The sequence below is a fragment of the Solwaraspora sp. WMMB762 genome (genome assembly GCF_049179115.1).
Taxonomy (GTDB): Bacteria; Actinomycetota; Actinomycetes; order Mycobacteriales; family Micromonosporaceae; genus Micromonospora_E.
Genome location: NZ_JBMHMD010000001.1, coordinates 4,220,345 through 4,237,062 on the forward strand (window position 1 = coordinate 4,220,345; position 16,718 = coordinate 4,237,062).

Here is a 16,718-nt window from a genome sequence, read left to right on the forward strand (position 1 = left end):
CACAGGCCCAAGTGCTGGTGGTGTGGCGAAGGTGATCTGACTGCGGAGACCCCAATCGTGCCCGCGCCTGGTCCCGCCGGCGGCACTGTGGCGGGGTTGAATTCCAGAAGCGTCAGCCCGTCAACCGCCCACCCTGCCATGATTCCGAGGCGAGCCGATTCGGCGATCGTCGGCGGTCGCCGTCGCGAGTTCCGCCGCGAGCCGGGCACGCAGCTCGGTCCGGCTGATCTTGCCGACACCGGTGAGCGGGAAGCCGGCGGCGTACTCGACCCGGTCAGGAATCTTGAAGTCGGCGAGTCCCCGGTCACGGAGGAACGCCCGGAGCGCCGCGACCGGGGGCGGTGTCTGCCGTGGTACGACGATCGCGCAGGTGCGCTCGCCGAGCATGTCGTCGGGGACGGCGACCACCGCTACGTCCAGCACCGCCGGGTGGGCGAGCAGATGGTTCTCGACCTCCTCCACGGCGACCTTCTCGCCGCCCCGGTTGATCTGGTCCTTCACCCTTCCTTCGACCACCAGGTGCCCACTGGCGGTACGGCGGACCAGGTCGCCGGTACGGTAGAAGCCATCGGCGGTGAACGCGGTCGCGTTGTGCGCCGCCGCCCGGTAGTAACCCCGGATGGTGTACGGGCCCCGAGTGAGCAGCTGCCCGGTGCCGCCAGGAGGGACGTCCCGGTCGTGCTGGTCGACGACTCGGATCTCGTCGTCCGGGCTGATCGGTCTGCCCTGCGTGGTGGTCACCACCGCTGGCGGGTCGTCCAACCGGGTGTAGTTGACCAAACCCTCGGCCATGCCGAACACCTGCTGCAACAGGCAGCCGAAGGTCGGCCGCACCCGGGCGGCCACCTCGTCGCTGAGCCGCGCGCCGCCGACTTGCAGCAGCCGAAGGCTGGACAGGTCGGGCCGGCGACTGGCGGCGGCCTGCAGCCACAGCTTGGCCAACGGCGGCACCAGCGCGGTGATGGTGACCTGTTCGGCGGCGATCAGGTCGAACGCGACGGCGGGAGTCGGCGCGGCGGCGAGCACGATCCGGCCGCCGGCGTGCAGTGCGCCGAGTACCCCCGGTGAGCTCAGCGAGAAGTTGTGGGCCACCGGCAGCACACACAGGTAGACCGTCTGCTCGTCCAGTCCGCAAATCTCGGCGGAGGCCCGCACGCTGTACAGGTAGTCGTCATGGGTACGGGGGATCAGTTTCGGTAGCCCGGTGCTGCCGCCGGACAGGTTGAGGAAGGCGACCTCGCTCGCGGCCGGCCCGACCGGCAGGCCGGTGGGGTCACCGTCGAGGGCGGCGAGATCGATGAACTCGGCCGCGTCGCCGTGCACCAGCACGTGCCGCAGCGTGCCGCCGCTGGACGAGCGGACTCGGCGGGCCAGGTCGCGGTAGTCGAATCCGGCGTGCCGGTCGGCGACCGCGTAACCGACCGCGCCGGTCAGTTCGACCAGGTGAGTGATCTCGGCACGGCGGTGCGCGGGCAGCGCGAGCACCGGCCAGGCACCGATGCGGAACAGGGCGAACAGCAGGGCGAGGAACTCCGGCACGTTCGGCAGTTGCACCACGATCCGGTCGCCGGGCCGTACACCGAGATCGTGCAGGCCGGCGGCCAGCCGGTGCGCCCGTCGGTGCAGCTGGCGGTAGCTCCACCGCTGGCCGGCACCGACCACCGCGCACCGGTCGCCGTGCCGTGCCGCCAGCCCGGCGAGCCACTGGTCGAAGGTCTCCCCACGCCAGTAGCCGGCCTGCCGGTACCGCTGCGCGTACCCGGCTGGCCAGGGGACAAAGTCGACGTCGGTGGCGGGCGCCGGGTCGGGGCGGCTGGTCGACTGCGGCTGGTCACTCATCTGTCTCTCCCGCGGGGACACCCATCGCGGTGAGCATGGTCCGGAACTTCGCCGCCGTCTCGGCGAGCTCCGCCTCAGGCGTGGAGTCGGCCACGATCCCGGCACCGGCGTACAGCCGCAACGACTGCCCGGTCACCTGGGCGCAACGGATTCCGACGACCCATTCGCCGTCGCCGGCGTCGTCGACCCAGCCGACCATGCCGGCGTAGAAGTCGCGGTCGAACGGTTCGAGCCGGGAGATGACGGTACGGGCGGCGTCGACCGGTGTGCCGCAGACCGCCGGGGTCGGATGCAACGCCGCCGCCAGTTGCAGCGCCGATACGTCGGGGTCGATGACCTGCCCGGTGACCCGGGTGGACAGGTGCCACATGCTGGCGGTCGGGACCACCGTCGGCGGTCCGGCCGGCACACGTACCTGGTGCAGGTAGGGCCGCAGTGCCTCCACCACCGCATCCACCACGAAGGCGTGTTCCCGGCGGTCCTTGACCGAAGCCCGCAGGGCCGCCGCCCGACGCCGGTCCTCCGCCGGGTCAGCGGCCCGGGGCAGCGAGCCTGCCAGCGGATTGGCGACGACCTGCCCGTCGAGGCGGGACACCAGCAGTTCCGGGCTCGCCCCGAGCAGCGTGCGGCCGCCGGGCAGATCCACCGCGTACGTGTTGCCGCGCGGGTCCCGCCACGCCAAGGCGTGCAGCAGTGACGGCACGTCGACCGGCTGGTCCACGTCAACCTGCAGGCAGCGCGCCAGCACCACCTTGTCCAACTCGCCGGCGCGGAGCATGGCCACCGCCTGCCGCACCGCGTCCAGGTACCGCGACGCTGCCGGTACCGGCAGCACCCGGGTCGGCCGGACGGCGCGGACGGCGGGCCGTGGCAGACCGGCGGCCGGGATCGGGTCGGATAGACGTACCGCCGCCGGCACCACCATGCGTGCGCCGGCGAAGCCGGCGAACGGCAACGCGCCGACGGCGACCGGCTCTGCCAGGTCACCGCGCGCTTCGGCCAGCAGGTTCGCCAGGTAGGTGGGCAGGTCGGCCGGCCGGTCGGGGACGAGCGCCGCCACACCGGTGGTGAGCATCGCCTGTCGCGGCGAGGCGAAGAAGAACGACGCCGCGTCGGGACGGTAGGCGTCGAGCAGGTCGACGACGTCCGGACGGGCCAGGCCGGTCTGGGTCACTGACAAGACGTTGCTCCCCTCACATCCGCAGTGCCGCTCCGCCGTCGACGTACAGGTTCTGCAGGGTGATCTGCCGTGCTCGGCGAGAGGCGAGGAACACCACCGCCTCGGCGACGTCGTCGGGGGCGCCGATCCGGCCGAGCGGGATCCCGGTGCGGAACTGATCAGGTCGCCCGTCGACGGTGTCGCGCGGCCCTGTGCCGTCGGTCCACAGCTGGTGCAGCATCCGGGTGTCGGTCGATCCGGGGGACACCACGTTGCAGCGGATGCCGTCGCGGGCCACTTCCAGACCAAGGCACATGGTGTAGGCGACCGCGGCGGCCTTACTCGCCGCGTATGCCGCCATTCCGGTACGCGGCACTCCGGTCGCGTTGGATGCCACGGTCACCACGGCACCGTCGCGCCGTGGCCGCATCCGAGCGATGACCGCCCGGCACATGTGGAACACGCCGGTGGTGTTGACCGCGAAGGTGTCGTGCCAGTCGCGGTCGCTGATCGCGGTGGCCGGACCGGGGACCAGCACCCCGGCCGCGTTGACGAGGACGCCGATCGGTCCCAGCCTGGCCTCGATCCGCTCGATCGCGTCGTCGACCGCGTCCGGGTCGGCGACGTCGATCGGGTACGGTGCCGCCCCGGACCGGCTGGCGGTTTCCGCCAGCCGGGACTGGTCCCGGTCGAGTGCCGCGACGGCTGCGCCTTCAGCGGTGAGGGCTCGGCCGACTGCGGCACCGATGCCACCGGCGGCACCGGTGACCACTGCCACCACGCCTGCCAGTAGCTGTTCCACGGCTCCCCCTGTCAGTGGCCAGGATTTGCGATGCGGATCGTCCGCTGCTGCGACACCGCACCGCCCTACTTTGGGTAGCCTAACTATTGTCTGACATTTGGGCAACGACTGCGTCCGGCGCTTCACCGGGTCGCCCGGCTGCCGCGATCCGTTCAGCGAGCACCGTCGCGATCTGGTCGACCGCCGGCACCCGTACCAGGTCCGGGTGGGTCGCCGGCACGTCAACCACCTCGACCCGCCCGACATACGGTGCCCACCCGGCTGGGTCGAGCCAGGTCTCCGCGCGCGGCGCGGCAGCCCGGAACACCAGCACCGCACCGGGAAACCGAACGTCCTCCCCGGTACGGACCAGCTCAGTGCCGTGGGCCACGCAGCGAATGCTTGCCGCCAGCACCTGTGGGGCCAGCGCCGCCATCGGGCTGCCCCCGGCCCGCAACACCCGGTGAACGTCGGCGTCGTCCACGACGGACTCCGCCGGCACGAGATGCTCGACCCCGGCCATCCGCAGAATGCCGCGCAGCACCTCGGTGCGCGTCGGCTGGCCGAGATGCCGCCACTGCGCGGCCGGATAGGCGTCCAGCAACGCGACCACCCCGGTCGGCTGGCCGTCCGTCGCGGCGAGCGCGGCCACCGCCTGCGCCGCCATCCCGCCGATCGACCACCCCGCCAGATGGAACCCGCCGTCACCCACCAGCGCACGGATCGCCGCCAGGTAGCGTCGGGCCAGCGCCGGCAACGTCGGCGGCAGCGCGCGCTCCGGCTCGGTGAAGGCAGTCGACTGGATCGCGTACACCGCCAGCCCGGGCGGCAACCGACGCAGCAGCGGCGCGTAGCACCAGCCGAGCCCACCGGCTGGCGGCAACAGGACCAACGGCCACCCGGAGCCGGTGCGCAAGGTCAGGATCTCACCGAGATCCGACCGGCCACGCTCCGCGCGGCCCGGGGTGACCAGCCGGGCGAGTTGTGCCGGCGTCGGAGACGCGAAGACGTCGGCCAGCGACAGCCGGATACCGACAGTGGACTCGATCCGGTCCATCAACCGCAGCGCCAGCAGCGAACTGCCGCCGGCGACGAAGAAGTCAGTGTCGGCGGCCGCCGGCCGGTCGTGACCGAGGACGTCGCCCATCACCTCGCCGATCACCTGCTGCCACAAGTCGGCCGGGACGGCGGCACCGAGCCGCGTACCGGACCGGGGCAGCCCGCGTGCGGCCAGGCCAGCCCGGTCGACTTTCCCGCTGCCGGTCAGGGGCAGGTCGTCGACCCGCTGGTACGCCGTCGGCCGCATCGCCTCCGGTAGGTGCCGCGCCGCCGCCGCCCGCAACCGGTCCGCCGCGACGGTGCCGGTGAAGTACGCGACCAGTCGGGTGTCGTCGCCGGAACCGGTGACCCCGACCACGGCCACCTGACCGGCCTGCCCGACCGTGCCGAGGACCGCCTCCACCTCGCCCGGTTCCACCCGCTGGCCACGGATCTTCAGCTGGTCGTCGACCCGGCCCAGATAGCGCAGCGCCCCGTCGTCGCGCCAGCTGGCCAGGTCACCGGTGCGGTACATCCGCTCGCCGGGCACGAACGGATCGGGGACGAACCGTTGCGCCGTGAGGTCGTCCCGGCCGGCGTAGCCGACCGCCAGTTGGACCCCGGCCAGGTACAGCTCGCCGCTGGCACCGGGTGGCACCGGCCGGCGACCCTGGTCGAGCACGTAGGCGCGGGTGTTCCAGATCGGTCGGCCGATCGGCACCGCCTCGCCGTCCTGGTCCGGATCCCACTGCCAGCAGGTCACGTCGACGGCGGCCTCGGTGGGCCCGTACAGGTTGGTGGGAGCGACACCGAGACGGCGCGTCGCGACGGCGGCCAGGTCAGCGGTCAACGCCTCGCCGGAGCAGACCAGTCGGGACAGTCGGCCCGCCTCGCCGACCGCCGTACTCACCGCGTCGGCGCAGAAGGCGCGCAGCATCGACGGTACGAAGTGCACCGTCGAGATCCGCTCGGTAACCATCAGTTCGGCCAGGTGTCGGGGATCGCGGTGGCCGCCGGGCTCGACCACCACCACGCACCCGCCGACCCGCAGCGGCCAGTAGAGCTCCCAGATCGACACGTCGAACGAGATCGGGGTCTTGTGCAGCACCCGCTCCCCGGTACGCAGCCGGAAGTGGTCCTGCATCCAGGCCAGCCGGTTGTCGATCGCCCGGTGGGTGATCCGGACACCCTTGGGCCGTCCGGTCGAGCCGGAGGTGAACAGCACGTACGCGACATCGTCGGGGCCGACGTGGTAGCGGCGGTCCACGCGCAGCCGCCGCAACTGGGCGGGTGACGCGGCGGCCGCCCCCCGGCCCACCGGTGCGTCCGGATCGAGCGAGAGCACCCGTGGCCCGGGACGCCCGGTGTCCGGCTCGCCGTCGGCCAGCTCGCCGGTGGGCAGCCCCGCACGGCTGTCGGTGAGCAGCCACCGGCATCGCGCGTCGGCGAGCATGCCGGCGATCCGCCGGACGGGCAGCTCCGGATCGACCGGCAGGTACGTCGCACCGAGCCGCGCCAGCGCGTACAGGGCGACGAACAGCTCGACACCGCGCAGCAGACCGACTCCGACGACATCGCGCGCGGCGACCCCCCGCTGGGCAAGCGACCAGGCGAGCCGGCTGGCCCGCTCGTCGAGTTCGGCGTAGGTCAGCTCCTGGTCGGCGTATCGCAGCGCCACCGCGTCCGGGGTCCGCCGTACCTGCGCGTCGAAGGCCGCCGGCAGGGTCGTGCTGGCCCGCTCCACCACCGGGCCCTGGCAGTCGACCAGCACCCGGCGCCGGTCGGCGGCGGTCAGCAGCGGCAGGTCGGCGACCTGGTCCGTTCGATCGGCGCCGGCGAACGTGGCCAGCCAGGCGACCATCCGCTCGGCGTGCCAGGCAACCTCGCGGTGGCGGTACAGCCGGGGATTGGCGTCGAGCTCGAAGCGGACGGGTCGGCCCTTGCCGGGAACGCCGCGCAGGCACCAGGTCATGTCGTCGACCGGGCCGGCGGTCACGTTACGCACCACACCGGTGGCACCGGCCGCGAACCGCAGACGCACGTCGAACGGCAGGATGTTGACCTGCGGGCCGAACAGCTGGCCACCCCCGGCGCGGCGGAGCCGGCGGGCGAGTTCCTCCTGCCGGGTGTACGCGTGTTCACGTACCAGCGCCGATTCGCTCCGGACCTCGGCGACCAGCTCACCGACGGTGGCCGGGCCAGGGTGCAGGGTCATCGGCACGACGTTCACGGCGGTGCAGACGGTGCGGGCGGCGGCCGGCACCCGCCGGCCGGCGGTCACCCGGTTCATCAGTGGTACGCCGACGCGAACCTCGTCCAGGTCGGTCATCCGGCCCAGGTAGCCGGCGAAGGCGGCGGTCACCACGTCGGTCCACGGTCCGTCGTGGCGCCGTCCGGCAGCCGCTAGCGTGCGCTGGACGTCGTCGGCCAGCTCGACGGCCACCCGCAGCGCCGCCGACGCCGGGTCGGCCGAGCGTCCGGCCAGAGTGGATGTTGTGGAGTGAGCCAGCCGCGGGGCCCAGAACCGCTCGTCGGCGACGGTCGCCGCGACGTCGTCGCCGCGCGCCCTGTCCTCGGCGACGACATCGGCGAGGGTCGCGGTGACCGGCGCTGGAGCGGGGCCGTCCCCGGCGAGCGCGCGGTCCCAGTCGGCGACCCGGCGGGCGAACTGGGCGAATCCGAAGCCGTCCAGCAGCATGTGGTGTGCGCAGTGGTACCACAGGGCCCGGTCGGGGCCGGTCCGGAAGAGCACCGTACGGACCAGTTCACCACCGTCGAGGTCGAGCGGGCAGGCGACATCGGCCCGGATCCGCCGGTCGGCTTCGGCCCCCGGATCCGGGTCGGCGCGCAGGTCGACCACCCGCAGCCGGGCCGGCGGCTCGGGGCACACCCGTTGCTGCGGTCCGTCTGGGCGCAGCCGCAACACCACCCGGAGCTGGTCGAAATCGAGGTACGCCCGGCGCAGCGCCTCGGCCAGCCGGGCGGGGTCGAGCGGGCCGTCGATGTGCACAGCCTCGGCGGTGGAGTACGCGGCGCTGCCGGGGTCGAGCTGGTGAGCGAAGTAGAGGCCCCGGGCCGCTGCGCTGAGCGGCAGCCAGTCGTCGTGGCCGCTGTCACCCTCAACTGCCGCCGGCACCGGATCCGCCCGGGGAGGAGTTCGCCTCGGTAGCCGAAGTGGCATCGGTCACCACCGGTGACTCGCTGATCCGGTGGTGCAGGAAGCTGACCGTTCCGTTGGCCGCGAACTCCCCGAAGTCGACGTCGATCCCCCGGTCGCCGAGTGCGGTGATCAGGTACATCGCCCGGACCGAGTCCAGGCCCAGTTCGAACAGATCCTGCTGCGGGTCGGCGAGCGCCCGACGGAGCGCGTCCGGTTCGGTCAGCAACGGGTCGAGCAGTTCGGCCAGCACCGATTTCCCGTCGCCGCCCGCCGACACCGGGTCAAGCGCGGCGCGCACACCCGCCGTGTCGGTCACCACGGCGCAGCTGTGCGCGGCGTGGGTCAACGCCGCCAGATGCCCCGCCCGGTCGAAGGCGGCGACGCCGTCGGCCACGACGAACGGCGCGATGTCGCGGCAGAAGGCGTCGGTCGCGGTGGCGAGGACTCCGATGTGCGCGTACACGCCGGTGACGACCAGCTGGTCGCGGCCGCGCTCACGCAGCCAGTCGGCCAGCGTCGTCCGGACGAAGGCGCTGTACCGATGCTTGGTCAGCGTGGTGGCACCGGCCGGTGGGGCGAGGGGGGCGACGATGTCGATGTCCTCGGGCACCGCCTTCGGTCCCGGCCCCCACAGGTCGGTCTGCAGCCCGCGCCGGGCCGGATCCTGGTCGCCGGGTGCGGCCGTGTAGACCACCGGGACGCCGGCTCGGCCGGCGGCGTCGAGCAACGTCGTGATCGACGTGACGACGGTGCCGAACGCCCGGCCACCCTCGGGATAGATCCTGGTGAAATATCCCTGCATGTCGTGCACCAGCAACGCGCAGCGGTCCGGCGACAGGGTCCAGTCGGCGCGGCTGGCGGGCAGCTCGGCAAGGGTCGGCGGCTGGTAGTCGGCCAGCTTAGGCAGGCTCATGACAGCATAGTAAGGCATGCCTTAGCTTTGTCTGATGTTTCCTAGCACGGCGATCAGTCCGTCCCCCAGGCCGCCCCGCCAACAGGCGACGTCGTGCCCCCCGTCGAACTCGGCGTACGTCACCGGGTAGCCCCGTCCGAGCAGCACGTCACGCAGCCGCCTGGTCGGCTCGACGAGATCCCACTCACGCGTCCCCACCTCCAGGTACCACCGCAGCGGCAGCCGCTCGGTCGCCGCGTACCGCCCGGTGAGCCACTCCCGCACGTCGCCGCCGGGAAACCAGTAGGAGCCGGACTGCGACAACACGGCCCCGAACCGGTCCGGGGCGCACAGCGCCGTGTACGCGGCGGCCAGCCCGCCCAGGCTCTGACCCGCCACCACCGTGGCCGCCGGGTCCGACGTGACCGGCCACCTGGCCGCAGCCCAGGCGAGCAGATCGCCGGCGAGGAACCCAGCGAACGCCGGGTTGCAGGTCAGATCCCTGCTCCGGGTCGGGACAGCCGCGCAATCGACCATCAGCACCACGGTCGGCGGGATCCGGCCGGCGGCGATCAAGTTGTCCAGGGTCGCCCCGAGCAGACCCTGTCCGCCCCACACGTCGCCGTCGAGCAGGACCACCACCGGCAGGTCACGGTGTCCGGCTCCCGGCGGCAGATAGCTCCACACCGTACGGTCACCCACCTGGTGTCGGCCGACCCGCCCCCGGGCGACTCCCGGGCGGGCGGCGAACCATCGCTGCGGCGGCGCACCGGCCAGGGCGACCACGGACAGCGCCGGGCCGTCAGCCCGGTGTCTCAGCGACGCCCGGTTGAGAGGGTCCGGCAGCGCCGACGACCGCAACCGTCGCCAGCGCGCCTTGTCAGCCAGCCGGTCGGGATCGATGGGCACCAGTGGTACGGACAACGGTCCGACGCCGTAGCTGGCCCGCCAGGTCGGCGGCATCCGGTAGCTCAGATGCCAGACGTCGGTGCCCGGCAATCGCCGCATCATGCTCTGGTCCAGGCAGCGGAAATCGGTCAACCGGTTCACATGCAGGATCACCGCCGCCGCGTCCGGATCCCGCCACAGGAAGGTCACGATGACGGCGTCCCCATCGGGTTCCAGCAGCGGGGTGCCGCGAGCGGCCACCTCGGCCCAGAAGTCGGACACCGCCCGGTCGTCGGGCAAAGCGGCGGACAACCGGGCCAGCCGAGGGCTCCCGCACACCGGTAGCGGATAGGGACGCGGTGTGTGCGGCGGCACACCTGTCGTCACCGGCGGCCGGAAAAAATCCGTCAGACCCATACCTCCTCCACCGGGTTGTCGATCTCGTACGCCGGTCCCGGCTGGCCGTCGAAAAGCCCACCGTCGACGAGCTCGGCCGGCGGCGGATACCAGCGGCGGCGGGTAACGGCGCGTAGCGTTTCGACGTATCGGGAACGGGTGTACCTGGGACGGTACGCGGCCACCGCATGGTGAGCGGCGTCGGCGGTTCCGCCCAGCAGGTCGACGACCGTCCAGGCCAGCGCGATCGCCGGTTGCACGTACGCCTGGATCGGGTCGACGATCCGAAACGACGCCGAGTGGTTGACCCCGGCGCAGCCGCCGTGCGTGGCGTGCAGCACCGGCAGCAGTGTGCTGAGGTCGCCGGCGTCGGTGGAGGCGGCGGAGAACTCGGATTCCGACCAGGCGGCCGGGCCGGCCAGGCGGACCGCGTTGGCCCGGAAGATGTCGCCGAGGGCACGGTCCACCGACAGCGGGTGATATCCCGGTGCGGTGGTGAGCTCGACACCGGCCCCGACGGCGAAGGCGCCGGCCCGCAGCGCACGGTCGATCCGCCTTCCGGCGTCCACGATGGATGCTTCGGTCCGGCCCCGGATCACGACGTCGACCTCGGCCCGGTCGGCGACCACGTTGAGCGTCCCGTGGTGGGGCCGCAACACCGGATGCACCCGGACGCCGTCGGCGAACGACTCCCGCTGGGTGTCAATGGCGTGCAAGGCGATCCGGGCCGCGCCCAGCGCGTCGACGCCGTCCCCGGCCGCCGTGGAAGCATGTGCCGCCCGACCCCGGAACGTCGCCCGGCGGGTGGCGAAGCCGGTGTACTGCCAGGTCATCCCAAGAGGCCTCGCCGGAACGGCCCCGTCGCGGGGCTCCCCCGTACCCAGGGCGTGCGCCATCATCGCCAGGTCCACCCCGTCGAAGCAGCCGAGCCGGATCAGCTCCTGCTTGCCGCCGGGGAACTCGACGTCCGGTGCTCCCGCGCGATCGATGTCGCTGTACTCCTCCGCCGGTACGGCGAAGAAGAGCACGTCACCGACGAGCTCGCCGGCGGCCAGCTCGGTCAGCGCCCGGGCGACCCCGACCAGGTGCGCCACCTGGGCGTGGTGGCCGCACGAGTGGGCCGCCCCGGTGACCGGGTCGGCCGCCGGGTGTCCGGGCGTGGGGATCGCGTCGAGTTCTGCCAGCACGCAGACCGTCGGTCCGTGGCCGCGCCCGCGCAGCCGGGCCCGTACGCCCGTGCGGGCCAGACCCTCCTCGACGGTGAGACCCAGCCGACGCAGCTCACCTGCCACGACGTCGGCGGTACGGAACTCGTGGTATGCCAACTCGGGGTGGGCGAAGATGTCCTCACCCAGGGCGGTCAGCCCCCCGGCGTCCCGGTCGATCGCCGCCGCGATCGCTGCCTTGAGCGCGTCCCGCCCGGCCTCCGGCGATGCCCCGTCGCGCTCGCCACCTGACCTCGGCCGCTGCTTCGACATACGATCCTCCGACGATCGATCGGGCCGTGCCGGATCGACCGGCGCGGCGTTGGTGGTGCTCGCGTGGGGTCGCCACCTCATCGACGGGCCAATACCCGTGCGTACAGCGCCGGTGCCGCCTTGAGTACGCCGCCGGCCACGGCCGGATGGATCCGGCCGGCCGCCAGCAGCCGGACCAAGTCGACCACCCGCGTCCGACGGCGGGCCGCCGCCACCGCCGCCCGGGTGGTGTCGTCCGTGCGTCCGGCGTGTTCGGCGCGCAGCGCCATGTTCGCGAGCGGTAGGACCACGTTGGCGATCAGATAGGTCAGCTGGTCGGTACGCCAGCGCCGGGACAGCCCTCGGCGGACGAGTTCGGCGTGCACGTCGTCAGCGACCGTGAGCAAATCGAAGGTGTGTCTGCCGAAGTGGCCGGAGACCGACGACGGATCGACCGTGTACCGGTAGAGCGGCTCGTCGACCAGCGCCACCGACGTCGCCCGCAGCAGGGTCCGCAGCGCCGGCCGGAAATCCTCGTAGCTGCGGTCGAGGTCGAACGGCGCGGCCGGCAGGATCCGGCGGCGGAACACCTTGTTGCAGGCGTACGCCTTCATCCGGTCGGCCAGCAGTAGGCGTGCGGCCTGTTCCCCGGTGACCGCCGGGCGCCGCCAGCGGGGTTCGACGACGTCGAGCTGGTTGCCGGCCGGATCCACCCGTCGGGTACGGCAGACCGCGAGATCGGCCCGGTGATCGGTGGCCGCCGCGACGAGCCGGGCCAGGAAGGTCGGATCGGCCTGGTCGTCGCTGTCGAGGAACCAGATCCACTCGCCGGTGGCCCTAGCGAGCCCGGTGTTGCGAGCGGCCCCGATCCGCCGGTTGCGGTCGTGCCGCAGCACCAGGTACGGCAGGTCGACATCGGCCAGCGTACGACGGGCGACCTCGATCGCGTCGTCGCCGCCGCAGTCGTCAACCAGGATCACCTGGCTGGGTCGCAGTGTCTGCGCGGCCACCGACCGCAGGCAGGCGGCGATCGTACCGGCGGTGTTGTAGACCGGCAGCACCACGGAGACGCTGGTGTCCACGCCCGACGCCGCGATCACGTCCGGCTCCGGTGATCTACCGCCACCCGGGGTGCGGGCAGCTCGAACAGGCCCGGGATCCGGCGTAGAAGGCGCCAGGCGAGCCAGCACGAGGCAGCCACCCCGGCCGTGGTGACCAGGACCAAGCAGGCCTGGCCGGCCAGGGGCAGGTCGGCCAGGGGCAGGTCGGCCAGGGGCAGGTCGGCCAGGGGCAGGTCGGCGTGGGGCGGTGGCTCACCGCCGGACAGGTGGTCGGTCGTCGGGCCGGGAGCGGCCGACCAGGCGAGAACCGCGATGACGACCGGGTGCAGCACGTAGATCGGCAAGGTGTGCCGACCGATGATACGAAGCGGCACCGCGACGGGTCGGCCGACGGCGACGGCGGCGAGGCTGACCGCCAGCGGCAGGGCGACCAGCGGGAGCAGCGCGAGCAGTGCCCGGCCGCTGGGATCGGCCAGCCGTAGCAGGCCGCCGACCACCAACCACGTCACGCCGAGCAGGACACATCGACGGATCGTGGCTCCGCGGGCGAAGGCAGTCACCGTCGGCCGGAAGTGTCGACCGATCAGGAAGTACAGGTAACAGGAGAGCATGTGATCGACCCCCCACGAGGTGACCGGGAGCAGGTCGGTCGCGGCCAGCGCGGCCAGCGCGGCGGCCGCCGCGAGTTGTACCGCGACCGGGACGCCGCGAGTGAGCCGGGAAACCGTGCAGAAGACGGCGAGCGCGACGAGGTACCACAACTCACTGTCGGCGACGAGCAGGGCGTGCGCGGTGGCCCGGGCGACGGCGGCGGGTTCTCCCGTGACGACGGCGAGCAGGGTCGTCACGGCCAGCAGGATGCCGCCCCACAGAAGGTAGAGGTAGAGCAGGCCGGCGGGCCGGCGTCGCAGGAACTGTCGCCATGGGGCCGCCAGCACCGACACCGCGAGCAGGCCGGACATCAGGAAGAAGGTCGGTAGGCGAACGGTGGCGAGGGCGACGTTGACCGAGCTGAGCAGCGGATGGTCGGCCCCGAGCAGGCGGAGTGCTCCCTGGGTGTGCAGCTCGACGATGAGCAGAATGGCCGCGCCACGTGCGACGTCCACCCAGTCCAGCCGATCGCCCGTCGATGTGGCCGTCGCGTGTCCCAGGGTCGACCCGCCGCCGGTCCCACCGCCCACCATGCTGTCAAGCCCTCTCTGCCACCTGCCCGTCCGGCATCCGAAGGCCGTCGACTCGCCCAGGAACTATTGTCAGATGATAGTTAGGTTAACCTAAACTCTTTTGAAGTCATACTCCGAACCCGCGAATGACGAGGAGCCGGCATGCGCCCCACTCTCCGGACGGACGACACCACCGCCGAGCGCCGTCCCGACACGGGGCATCCGGAACCCGTACCGCTGGTCGTGCCCGGCGGCTGGACCTCGATCGGCCAGCGCCTGCGGCACATCGCCGACACCACGCCGGACGCCCTGGCCGTCGCCGCGCCCGACGGCCAGTACAGCTACGCGGAATTGTGGCGTGCCGCGCACGGCAGAGCACGCGCGGTACGCGCGCACACCGCCGACCTCGCCCGACACATCCCGTTGGCGCTCACCATCGAATCCACCGCCCGCTGCACGAGTGCCCTGCTCGCCGTGGTCCTCGCCGGGCGGGCGGTGATCCCGCTCGACCCGACCCTGCCGAGTCAGCGGGCCGAGCAGATCCTCGACGTCGCCGGTGCCCGGCGCATCGACACCGACACCATCGCAGGGCTGCCGGACGGACCCGGCGATCCACCGGACAGCGCTGGCGACGACGCCGCGGTCATCTTCTTCACGTCCGGCTCGACCGGCCGCCCGAAGGGCGTGGTGCACAGCCACGCCACCTGGCTCAACCAGGCGTACGTCGCCCGCCGCGCGCTCGACCTGATCCCGGCCGACCGCAACGCTCTGGTGATGCCGCTCAGCTACGGCGGCGGACTCGACGTACTGTTCATGTCGCTGCTCACCGGCTCCAGCGTCCACGTGTACGACCCCCGTCTGCTCGGACTGAACGGGATGTTGAGCTGGCTGCGCGACCAGCAGGTCAGCACGGTGCACCTGACTCCCGCGCTGCTGCGCTCGATCCTGGACGCCCCAGGGGCCCAGGCGACATTCACCACCGTACGAATGGTCACCTCCCTGGGCGAGGCGATCCACTCCACCATGGTGCGACGACTACGCGCGAGACTCACGTCGACCAGCGCGTTCGTCAGCTGGTCCGGCGCCTCCGAGATCGGCATCATGGCGCACTACCGGCTGCCCGCCTCGGCGCCGGTGCCACCGGGAATCGTCCCGGTCGGCACGCCGGCCGCGAACAAGACCATCGAGGTGATCGGCGAGGACGGCCGGCCGCTGCCGCCCGGTGTCACCGGTGAGGTCGTCGTCACCTCCCGCTACCTGTCCAGTGGCTACCTCAACGACCCGGACCAGACCGCCGCCCGGTTCCGGCGCAACGCCGACGGCACCACCAGCTATCGGGGCGGCGATCTCGGCCAGTGGGACGCCGACGGCGTACTGCATCTCAAGGGCCGGCTGGACAGTGCCGTAAAAATCGGCGGATACCTGGTCGAACCGGCCGATGTGGAAGCCGCACTGCTCGACTCACCCGACATCGCCGAGGCGGTGGTCACCGTCGTACCCACCCTGGACGACACCGGAGCGACCCGGGCCGCGCTGATCGCGCACGTCGTGCCAGTCGCCACGGACCACTCCACGACTCCGGCCTCGGTCCGCCGGACGCTGCGTGAGCGGCTGCCGTCCTGGATGGTGCCGGCCCAGATCGTGCTGCTGTCCCGACTGCCGCGCAACGAACGGAGCAAGATCGACCGGTCGGCCCTGCCAGCAATTCCCGAGCAGCGGCCGGTCCGACCGCAGACCCCGACCGAGCGGTTGCTCGCCGACATCTGGTGCGCCGTGCTCGGCTTGCCCGAGGTGGCGGCGAATGCCGACTTCTGGCAGCTTGGTGCCGACTCACTCGCGGTCGAGCAGATGATCGTCGCGGTCCGCCAGGCCACCGGCACCGCCCTGCGCTCCCGTGACCTGGCGGCGACGCCCACGATCGCCGAACTCGCGACGCTGATCGACCGGCGCGGGGCCCGCCGGGACACCCTCCCGGCGACGGCGGTGACGTTGCGTACCGCAGCCGACGTGACGACCACCGGCCGCACGCGGACCACCCTCGGCCGACGACCGACGGTGTTCGGCTTCGCTGGCGGCGGGGCTCCGGCCCTGTCGCTGCTGCCCCTGGCCATGGCGCTCCGCACAGACCTGTCGATGATCGGTTTTCAGGCCAGTGGTTACGAGACCCGGGGACGACCCGATTGGCGGCTGTCATCCGTGGTCCACCGGCACTTGAAGGTGATCCGCAGCACCGCGCCGCACGGCCCGTACATCCTGATCGGTCATTCGTACGGCGGGCTGCTCGCCCTCGAGACCGCTGCCCGGTTGGCCGCCACAGGCGCGCAGGTGCCGCTGGTGGTCCTACTGGACACGGTCCTACCGGACCGAATCTCCGCGGCTGCCCGGGCCGCCGCCGGCGTCGACGGCGACGCGCCCTCCGCGCCCCCACTGTGGGACCGACTACGCATGCACACGCGACTGGCCGGTGCGGGCCTCGTCCGCTACTCCCCCCAGGTCCGCGAGGAGGTCTTCTGGGAGCAGAGTCTGCGGCTGGTCAACCGGCACCGGCTCACCTCCTGGCCGGGCCGAACGCTGCTGTTCACCACACCGAGCAACCCGGACCGCCCGCAATGGTGGACCACGGTGCTCACCGGCCCGCACACGGTCGTACCGGTCGACGGCGGCCACTCCTCGATCCTACGGCCACCGTTCTGCCAGCCGATCGTGGATCGACTCGACGCCGAGTTGTCGCGTTACCTCGACGGTGGCACCGCGTAGCACCATCGGCGGTACCGCCATCCGGGTGGAAGTCAACGGTGTACAGGTCCATCAGCCGTTCGGTCGAGCAGATCGCGTAACGTTTGAGCAATGGACCAGCTTTGTGGCCGGGCGACCAGCGCGGGGC

General features: G+C 72.2%; 10 protein-coding genes. 1 reads left to right on the plus strand and 9 read right to left on the minus strand.

All coding sequences use genetic code 11. The features are described from left to right. Positions 1-120 precede the first annotated feature (120 nt). The 9 genes from ACN27J_RS18805 to ACN27J_RS18845 form a co-directional block, all read right to left on the minus strand. Positions 121-1,839 carry a (2,3-dihydroxybenzoyl)adenylate synthase gene (locus tag ACN27J_RS18805; protein WP_421367948.1) on the minus strand — a complete coding sequence of 573 codons (1,719 nt, stop codon included), beginning with the start codon at positions 1,837-1,839 and terminating at the stop codon, positions 121-123. Further along, positions 1,832-3,013, minus strand: a complete 1,182-nt coding sequence (locus ACN27J_RS18810; RefSeq protein ID WP_421367951.1) for an isochorismate synthase — start codon at positions 3,011-3,013, stop codon at positions 1,832-1,834. The genes ACN27J_RS18805 and ACN27J_RS18810 overlap by 8 nt, the downstream gene beginning before the upstream one ends. A 19-nt stretch (positions 3,014-3,032) precedes the next feature. Continuing rightward, positions 3,033-3,800, minus strand: a complete 768-nt coding sequence (locus tag ACN27J_RS18815) for a 2,3-dihydro-2,3-dihydroxybenzoate dehydrogenase (RefSeq protein WP_421367954.1) — start codon at positions 3,798-3,800, stop codon at positions 3,033-3,035. 79 nt (positions 3,801-3,879) lie between these two features. After that, the gene (locus ACN27J_RS18820; RefSeq protein ID WP_421367957.1) at positions 3,880-7,953 is read right to left on the minus strand and encodes an amino acid adenylation domain-containing protein; all 4,074 of its coding nucleotides are present in this window, start codon (positions 7,951-7,953) and stop codon (positions 3,880-3,882) included. Beyond that, the gene (locus tag ACN27J_RS18825; protein ID WP_421367960.1) at positions 7,937-8,890 is read right to left on the minus strand and encodes an isochorismatase family protein; all 954 of its coding nucleotides are present in this window, start codon (positions 8,888-8,890) and stop codon (positions 7,937-7,939) included. Before ACN27J_RS18825 ends, ACN27J_RS18820 begins: the two co-directional genes overlap by 17 nt. 21 nt (positions 8,891-8,911) lie before the next feature. Next, positions 8,912-10,069 (minus strand): enterochelin esterase, encoded by a 1,158-nt coding sequence (gene fes, locus ACN27J_RS18830; protein ID WP_421367963.1) that lies wholly within the window; start codon positions 10,067-10,069, stop codon positions 8,912-8,914. 95 nt (positions 10,070-10,164) lie between these two features. Then, complete coding sequence (locus ACN27J_RS18835) at positions 10,165-11,631, minus strand: amidohydrolase (RefSeq protein ID WP_421367966.1); 1,467 nt, start codon at positions 11,629-11,631, stop codon at positions 10,165-10,167. A gap of 77 nt (positions 11,632-11,708) precedes the next feature. Then, entirely contained in the window at positions 11,709-12,710 is a 1,002-nt protein-coding gene (locus ACN27J_RS18840) for a glycosyltransferase family 2 protein (protein WP_421367969.1), read from the minus strand. Continuing rightward, positions 12,707-13,777 carry an acyltransferase family protein gene (locus ACN27J_RS18845; RefSeq protein ID WP_421367972.1) on the minus strand — a complete coding sequence of 357 codons (1,071 nt, stop codon included), beginning with the start codon at positions 13,775-13,777 and terminating at the stop codon, positions 12,707-12,709. Before ACN27J_RS18845 ends, ACN27J_RS18840 begins: the two co-directional genes overlap by 4 nt. A gap of 219 nt (positions 13,778-13,996) precedes the next feature. Between ACN27J_RS18845 and ACN27J_RS18850 the strand changes: the two genes are divergently transcribed. Continuing rightward, entirely contained in the window at positions 13,997-16,591 is a 2,595-nt protein-coding gene (locus ACN27J_RS18850; RefSeq protein ID WP_421367975.1) for an alpha/beta fold hydrolase, read from the plus strand. Positions 16,592-16,718 lie beyond the last annotated feature (127 nt).